This window comes from Pseudomonas sp. B21-036 (assembly GCF_024748925.1).
Classification (GTDB): domain Bacteria; phylum Pseudomonadota; class Gammaproteobacteria; order Pseudomonadales; family Pseudomonadaceae; genus Aquipseudomonas; species Aquipseudomonas palmensis.
The window spans coordinates 1,896,091-1,904,126 of the sequence record NZ_CP087178.1 but is presented as its reverse complement, the minus strand read 5'-3'; the positions used below and the strand labels follow the sequence as shown (position 1 = coordinate 1,904,126).

Genomic DNA, 8,036 nt, shown 5'->3' with positions numbered 1-8,036 from the left:
CAAGGAACCTCTACATGCCTCTGGATCCCGACCTCGAAGGCTTCCTGGAACTGGCCCAGATGGGCCGCCTGAGTGGCAAGAGCAGCGCGCTGCACGAACTTGATCTGGCACTGGCGCGCACGCAGTTCGAAACCACCTCGCAAGTGCTCGACCCCTGCCCGCCAGGCGCCATCAACGTCACTACCCTGAGCATTCCAACCCGCGACGGCCAGTCCATCGCGGCGCGTCTTTACCGCGCCGATGCCAGCGACACGGCGTTGCTGCCAACGCTGCTGTTCTTTCATGGTGGCGGTTATGTGGTCGGCAGCCTGGACTCCCATGACTCCATCTGCCGCCGCCTGGCAGCAAGCGGGCGCCAGGCGGTGCTGGCGCCGGCTTACCGGCTGGCCCCGCAATACCCGTTCCCGACCGCCGTGCATGATGCGCTGGATGCCGCCAACTGGCTGGCTGAACAGGCCACGGCGCTGCACCTGGACAACCAGCGGGTGACACTCGCGGGCGACAGCGTCGGCGCCACCCTGGCCACCGTGCTGGCGATCACGGCGGTCAAGCAGCCACAGGCGTTGCAGCTCAAGCCCAGGGCGCAGCTACTGTTCTATCCGGTCACCGATACCTCGCGCCAGCGCGACTCGCATCGCCGCTATGCCCAGGACTACCTGCTCGAGACCGCCACGCTGGAATGGTTCTACCACCATTACAGTGCCGACCCGGCGCAGCACCTGGACTGGCGCGTCTCGCCGTTGCTGGCCAGCGGGCTGGGCGAACTGGCCCCGGCGTATGTGAGCCTGGCCGAATACGACCCGCTGTTTGACGAAGGGCTGGAGTACGCCCGCCTGCTGGAGGCCAGCGGTACTTCGGTGACGTTGAAGGTGCAACAGGGGCTGACCCACGATTTTCTGCGCATGGGCGGGATTGTGGCGGATGTCGAGGCGATCTATACGGCGGTGGACCGCTGGTTGGCCTCGCTGTAGTCGAGGCAGGTGGCGCCCATGAAAAAGCCCGCAGCGTTGCGGGCTTTTTTGTGGCGTTGGCGATTACCAGAACGTACCCCGCAACGTCAGCATGTGGTTACGCGGCTCACCGTACCAGTTGGCGGCAACCGAAGAGCCTACTGTCGAATAATAGGTCTTGTCGAACACGTTGTTGAGGTTGTAGGTGAGGCTCCAATGATCATCGAGACGATACTCGGCCATGGCGTTCCACACGGCGTAGCCTGCCTGGCGATATTCATAGCTTTCGTTGCGAATGACCGCACCTGTGTTGTCCAGCACCGCTGCGGTTCCACTGACATAGTTGGCACTCTGCAGGTTCACCCCGCCGCCGATTTTCAAGTCATTGAATTCGCCTGGCAGACGATATGTGGACCATAGCTTGAACAGGTGTTTGGGGGTCAGGCTGCTGAACACCGTGTCGTCGTTACGATTCTGGTTGTGGTTATAGGTGTAACCCGCCATCAGGCTCCAGTCGGGAAGCAGCTCACCGCTGACCTCCATGTCCACACCCTTGCTGACCACTTCGCCCTGCGTCACATAACAGCAGCTGCCACCAAACGGAACGGTCGTTACCGGATAAGCAGGGTCCAGAACAGCCTCGTGCTCACGCTTGGTGTAATACAGAGCGAAGGAGGTGTTGACGGCACCGCCCCACAGCTCCCCCTTGATACCGGTTTCGTAGGTCTTGCCGGTCATGGGTTCGATCGAATTGCTGGATTCGGTACCCGGTGCAGGCGTTGGGCCTTCAAGTTTGTTCTGCTGTGGCTTGAAGATTTCCGAATAGCTGGCATACGCCGACCACTCATCATTCAGGTCATATACCACGCCACCATATGGAACCACCTTGGTGGGCTCTCGGGTAGAAAGATAAGCCGGTGCAACGCCCCTTTCCTGATACGTCTGATAGAACTTGTACCGTTGCGCACGAGCACCAACGATCAGGTGCAGAGGTTCGGCCAGTTGCAGCCGCAGGGTCGAGTAGAGACCGTACTGGATCTGGGTATTGGGGTTGTAATCAGCCAGCCAATCCTTGGTGGTGGGTGGGTTTGGCCACGGAGTGGAACCGGGATCGAACACGTTGATTGGCTCGAAGGCGCCTGCCAGTTGCCCGGTGCCCCTCCATTGACTGGTGATTCGCTGATGATCTGCCCCCATCAAAAACTCATGCTGGCGATCGAACAGGTTGAATTTACCCGCCAGGTTAACGTCCGCCAATTGCTGATCGCTGCGGTAGCGCGCCACACTGCCGAAGCGCGTTGCCCCGGTGCCCGTCACCGGGTTGACACTGCCCACGTTGAACGCGCGCTTCTGCAACCCGGAGTCCTGAGTCTGGGTGTAACTGACGTTAAGCTTCCAGTCATCCGACAGCTCGTGGTCGACCTTGGCAAACACCTCATCCGACCGACCGTCCTGGAACGCCCAGCTCTCGCTCAGGTTGGTATGGCGCGGCAAACCAAGATCCTTGCCGTCGCTGTAGCGAGGCAGGCCGGCGCTGGCACCGTTCTCATTGATACGCTCGGAACGTCCACCGATGGTCAGGCGTGTGCTGGGCAACACGTCCGCCTCCAGGATGCCGTAAAGCGTAGGGCTCTGCGAACTGCGCTCATCCATGAAGTACTGCCTGTCGGTATAGGCCGCTACTAGTCGCCCCCTCAGCTTGCCGTCGAAGCCCATCGGCCCCGTGATGTCGACCTGGCTACGGTAGTTGTCCCATGAACCCGCAGACGCCTCGAACTTCAATTGATAGGTGTCCAATGGGCGCTTGCGCACCAGGTTGATGATGCCACCGGGGTCGCCCGTACCACCAAAAAGGCCTGAAGCACCACGCAGTACTTCAACGTGATCGAACTCGGCCAGGTTGTAGACCTTGCTTGAATAGAAGCTGCCCGCTGTAGTGCCCAGCGCCATGGGGGCTGCACCATCGATCTGGATGTTCTCGATGGCAAAGCCGCGGGAGTAGAAGTCGTTGATGCGCTCGTTCGAGTTGCGCACAGTGATACCCGGCGTCATCTTCATGGCATCGGTCAAATCGACCATGCCCTTGTCCTGAATCACCTGATGGGTAATGACCGAAACCGACTGCGGTGTCTGGCGCAGGCTGGTCGGGGTCTTGGAGCCGACACTGGTCAGGCTGGGCGTATAGGAACCGGTATTCTCGGTCATCTGCCCCATGCCCTGGCCCTGGATGGTGGTGGTACCGAGTTCCAGAGCCGCCCCCAGCGCAGGAGTTCTTTCGACCAGGATCACATCGCCGCTGAGCCTGGCGCTCAAGCCACTGCCCAACAACAATCGATCAAGCCCCTGCTGTACCGCGTAACGCCCGTGCAGCCCTTGCGAATGCTGGCGGGTCACTACTTCACTGGCAACCATCAGGCGCAACCCCGCCTGATCGGCAAACCGCGTCAGTGCCTGGTCAAGCGGGCCTGGCGCAACATCGAAGACCTGCTCAACGGCGTGTTGGTGATCCACCGCCCTGGCCGGTAGGCTGACACCCACGCAGCTCGCTGTCACGATCGCCAGGCTCAAGGCGGTTTGTCTGATCAGATACGGCATAACGCTCCCCTGCTGAAATCAGCGAAATAAAAATCAATCTCGAAAGGAAAGACGTCAGCCCTCTGAAACCCGACAGTGGCAACAATCAATTATTTCTGCGCAGGCCCTACTTTTGCCGTGCGTCGTCTCGCTCGATCACGGTCAACCATGGGAACTGCCGCACGCGTAGCGGCAAGGTGCGCTGCAGCAATTGCAACTGGGCGTGAGTGTCATCGGTTGCAACGACACCGGTGACCGGCAAGCGGCGCAGGTCGTTGTCGCGCACCCAGATCAGGCCGCGGTGGTAGTGGCCGATCTGCTCCAGCACCTCACCCAGCGGCTGCTGGTTGAACACCAGGCGGTCGCGACGCCACGCGGTTGCCGATGCGATATCCACCGCTTGCGCATCCTCCAGGCCGTGCGGACCGAACTGCACCGCCTGGCCGGCGTCAACGTCAACAGCCTGCGCATCCCCCTCGAGCGTCACCCGCACCGAATGCTCGGTCACCACCATCCGCACCTGCTCGCCCTCGCGTCGCACATCGAAGCCGGTACCCAGCGCGCGCATGCGCCCGTTGCCAGCCAGTACCTCGAACGGACGCTGTGCATCGGCTGCGACCTGCACGAAGAGCTCCCCGGCGTACAAACGCAACACCCGGCGATCGCCTTCCAGATCTATATCCACACGCGTGTGCGGCGCCAGCTCCAGGCGCGAGCCATCGGCCAGGTTCAACGTGCGGTGCTCGCCCAGAGCGGTCACCTGGTCGGCTACCCAACCTTGGGTTTGAGCCTGCCAGTAGAGCCCCCCCGCAAGGCTCAAGGCTATTGTCAAACCCAACAACGGCACCCTGCGCGACGATGCAGGCGGCCGCTCCAATGCACTGCCCAGCCGCTCCCACAGGCGCTCCGCCGCGTGGGCGGCATGCTGGTGTTGCGGTGATGTTTCGCACCACTGCAGGTAGGCGTCCCAGGCAGGCGCCTCGGCGTCGCCCGAATGCAGGTCGACCAACCACTGCAAGGCCTGCTCGGTCAGCACTGTGGATGCCTTGCCTGAACAAAAACCGCTGCTCTCGCGCCTCATTCAGTCATCCATCATTTCGAGGCGTCGAGCACAGTGCAGCAAGGCGCTCATGATGTACTTGCTGACCATGCTCACCGAGACCCCGAGCCGCTCGGCGATGGCCGCATGGCCCAGCCCTTCGAGGCGATTGAGCAGCAGGGCCTGGCGGCAGTTGACGGGCAATTCGTCCAGGGCCTGCTGCAACAGCATCAGTTGCTGGCGCAACTCGAACAGCGCGGCGGGTCCCGGACATGGATCGAGCAGTTCATGCTCGACCTCGTCAAGCGAGCCGACCGGCCCACGCCGAGTGCGGCTGCGCCCCAGGTCGATGATCAGGTTGCGCAGCACGCGGATCAGGAAAAAGCGCGGATTGGCAATCGAATGCGTGCGCTGTTGACGGTCAAGGCCGACGTAACGCACGAAGGCGTCCTGAGTGAGGTCTGCCGCCATTTCCCGATCGCCCAGGCGGCGGTAGGCAATCTGCTGCAGTTCGCGGTGATAGAGGCGAAACAACCGATCCAGATTATCCAATGCACACTCCAGAGCGATCCATGTGCAGGAGCACAGGTGGCGGGAGCGCTAGGGTACGAATTTTGAGAATCGTTCGCAATATCAAAAAACATTGGCGTCATGCAGGAAGCGGACGACCTCCGTTTAAGCCGCCACCGCCCACAAAAAAGCCCGCATCAGAACGGGCTTTTCGAAAAGAGTGCGGATTACCAGAACGTACCACGCAACGTCAGCATGTGATTGCGCGGATCGCCGTACCAGTTGCCCAGTGCCGAGGAGCCGACAGTGGAGTAGTACTTCTTGTCAAACGCGTTGTTGAGGTTGTAAAGCACCGACCAGTGATCATCAAGCCGGTACTCCGCCATGGCATTCCACACCGCATAGCCGGCCTGGCGGTATTCGTAGCGCTCGTTGCCCACCACTGCGCCGGTGGCAGGGTCCAGTACCGATGCCGAACCGTTGACATAGTTCGCGCTCTGGAGATTGACCCCACCGCCTATCTTCAGGTCATTGAAGTCGCCCGGCAGACGGTAGGTCGACCACAGTTTGAACAGGTGTTTGGGCGTGACCCCGCTGAACACATCACCGTTTTTGCGGTTACGGTTGTTGTTGTAGGTATAGCCGGCAATGACGCTCCAGTCCGGCAACACCTCACCACTGACCTCAAGGTCGATGCCCTTGCTGACCACCTTGCCCTGGGTCAGGTAGCAGCAGTTGCCTCCGAACAGCACCGAGGTCAACGGGTAGGCAGGGTCTTCGACGGCCTGGTTTTCGCGCTTGGTGTAGTACAGCGCGATCGAGGTGTTCAACGCACCGCCGAACAACTCGCCCTTGATACCGGTTTCATAGGTTTCACCGGTCATGGCCTCGACCGGGCTTCCCGGCAGCGGTCCTTGAAGGTTGCTTTGCTGCGGCTTGAAGATTTCCGAGTAGCTGGCGTATGCCGACCACTCCTCATTCAGGTCATACACAACACCGCCATAGGGCACGACCTTCGTCGGTTCACGGACCGACACGTCCGAGGCCACTGACCACGCCCCGGTGCTGCCATCGAACTCGCGGTAGACCTGGTCGAACTTGTAGCGTTGCACCCGGGCGCCGACGATCAGGTGCAGCGGATCGGCAACGTGCATCCGCAACGTGGAGTAGAGCCCGTACTGCACTTGCGAGTTGGGGTCATAGTCGCTGACCCAGTCCTTGCGGATAGGTGGTTCGATCCAGGGGGTCGACTTCGGGTCGTAGACATCGATGGCGCCAAAGGCACCGGCCAATTGTGGCGTACCCTGCCAGCGGCTGGTGATGCGCTGATGGTCGGCGCCCATGAGGAATTCATGCTCACGGCCCAGCAGGTCGAATTTTCCGGCAACGTTCACGTCCCACAGTTGCTGGTCGCTCCGATAGCGAGAGTTCGAACCGAGCCACATCGGGCCGAGCCCGGTGACCGGGTTGAGCGCGCCCACGGAAAAGGAGCCTTTTTTCATACCCACATCTTGCGTCTGGGTATAGCTCAGGTTCACTTTCCAGCGGTCAGACAATTCATGGTCGATCTTGGCGAACAGTTCCTGCGAGCGGCCATCCTGATAAGCCCAGCTCTGGCTCAGGTTGGTATGGCGTGGCAGGCCCAGATCACCGCCGGTGCTGAAACGCGGAAGCCCGGTTCCCGAACCGTTTTCATGAATACGCTCGTAACGCCCGCCCACGGTCAGGCGAGTGCCGGGCAGCACGTCGGCCTCGAGCACACCGTAGATCGTGGGCAGCTCGGTGCTTCGTTCGTCGAGAAAATACTGCCGGTCCGTGTAGGCGGTGACCAATCGTCCGCGCAGTTTTCCGTCGAAGGCCATAGGGCCGGTGACATCCAGTTGCGTACGGTAGTTGTCCCAGGAACCGGCCGATGCCTCGACCTTCAATTGATAGGTGTCCAATGGGCGCTTGCGCACAAGGTTGATGATGCCGCCCGGATCGCCAGTGCCGCCGAAAAGACCCGAGGCCCCACGCAGGACTTCGACGTGATCGAACTCTACCAGGTTGTAGTTCTTGTTCGAGTAGAAGCTGCCTGCCGTGGTACCCAGGGCCATGGGCGCCGCTCCATCGATCTGGATGTTCTCGATGGCAAAACCTCGAGAAAAGTAGGTCGACAGCCGGTCGGTGGAATTCTGCACGGTAATGCCTGGTGCAATCTTCATGGCATCGGTCAGATCGACCATGCCCTTGTCCTGAATCACCTGATGGGTAATGACCGAAACCGACTGCGGGGTCTGGCGCAGGCTGGTCGGGGTCTTGGAGCCGACACTGGTCAGGCTGGGCGTATAGGAACCGGTATTCTCGGTCATCTGCCCCATGCCCTGGCCCTGGATGGTGGTGGTATCCAGTTCCAGCGCAGAGTTTGAAGCGGCTTCATTGGTCAGCAACACCGTGTTGTCTTCGATGCGATACCTCAGCCCGGCATTGCGCAGCAGCTGCTCAAGCGCCTGCTGCGGCTCCATGGTGCCCACCACGGCCGGGGCCTTCTTGCCAGTGACCAGGTCAGGCCCGTAGAGAATCTGCAAACCGGTCTGGTTGCCCAGATCGATCAGGGCCTTCTCCAGCGATTGGGCGGGGATATTGACCGCCACACTCTGTGCATACACACCGCCGCTGGCACCCAGTGCCAACCCCAACACGATGATGGAAGCCGAAGTACGCCAGGTGGCCAGTGAATTTTTCAGCACACGTGGTGCACGCCTTTTTTGCTCAACCTTCATAGTGTTGGATCACCCCAGATATCATTCGTCGGAAGATCGTCGCCTCTTCAGGGCCACTGATCAGTCAATGGGCATTCCTTGCTGCCACTTCCGCGCCAATGCCTAAGGGGCACGCAGGCCGGACTTCCATCGGATTCTTCGTGGAACCCAATGGAAGACGAATTAAAAATGAAAAATTTAGGAATCGTTCACATTTTCAGT

At 60.5% G+C, this 8,036-nt stretch carries 5 protein-coding genes; 1 reads left to right on the top strand and 4 read right to left on the bottom strand.

Annotated elements, in window-relative coordinates; translation table 11 throughout:
* Positions 1–14 precede the first annotated feature (14 nt).
* A complete protein-coding gene (locus tag LOY33_RS08510) occupies positions 15–971 on the top strand; it encodes an alpha/beta hydrolase (RefSeq protein WP_104572900.1) in 957 nt (318 codons plus the stop codon).
* A 63-nt stretch (positions 972–1,034) separates the two neighbouring features.
* Here the strand turns inward: LOY33_RS08510 and LOY33_RS08505 are convergent, their stop codons facing one another.
* The 4 genes from LOY33_RS08505 to LOY33_RS08490 all read right to left on the bottom strand — a co-directional run bounded on the left by LOY33_RS08505 (position 1,035) and on the right by LOY33_RS08490 (position 7,835).
* A complete protein-coding gene (locus LOY33_RS08505; RefSeq protein WP_116053330.1) occupies positions 1,035–3,545 on the bottom strand; it encodes a TonB-dependent siderophore receptor in 2,511 nt (836 codons plus the stop codon).
* Positions 3,546–3,651: 106 nt separating this feature from the next.
* Positions 3,652–4,605: a FecR family protein gene (locus tag LOY33_RS08500; protein WP_213607247.1), complete on the bottom strand. Its 954-nt coding sequence runs from the start codon at positions 4,603–4,605 to the stop codon at positions 3,652–3,654.
* Complete coding sequence (locus tag LOY33_RS08495) at positions 4,606–5,115, bottom strand: RNA polymerase sigma factor (protein WP_213607246.1); 510 nt, start codon at positions 5,113–5,115, stop codon at positions 4,606–4,608.
* A 185-nt stretch (positions 5,116–5,300) separates the two neighbouring features.
* The gene (locus tag LOY33_RS08490; RefSeq protein WP_408980688.1) at positions 5,301–7,835 is read right to left on the bottom strand and encodes a TonB-dependent siderophore receptor; all 2,535 of its coding nucleotides are present in this window, start codon (positions 7,833–7,835) and stop codon (positions 5,301–5,303) included.
* Positions 7,836–8,036 lie beyond the last annotated feature (201 nt).

Excerpts from the sequence above, each read along its gene's own strand:
- LOY33_RS08500 (WP_213607247.1), bottom strand. The coding sequence starts at position 4,605 with ATGAGGCGCGAGAGCAGCGGTTTTTGTTCAGGCAAGGCATCCACAGTG.
- LOY33_RS08510 (WP_104572900.1), top strand. The coding sequence starts at position 15 with ATGCCTCTGGATCCCGACCTCGAAGGCTTCCTGGAACTGGCCCAGATG.
- LOY33_RS08490 (WP_408980688.1), bottom strand. The coding sequence starts at position 7,835 with ATGAAGGTTGAGCAAAAAAGGCGTGCACCACGTGTGCTGAAAAATTCA.
- LOY33_RS08505 (WP_116053330.1), bottom strand. The coding sequence starts at position 3,545 with ATGCCGTATCTGATCAGACAAACCGCCTTGAGCCTGGCGATCGTGACA.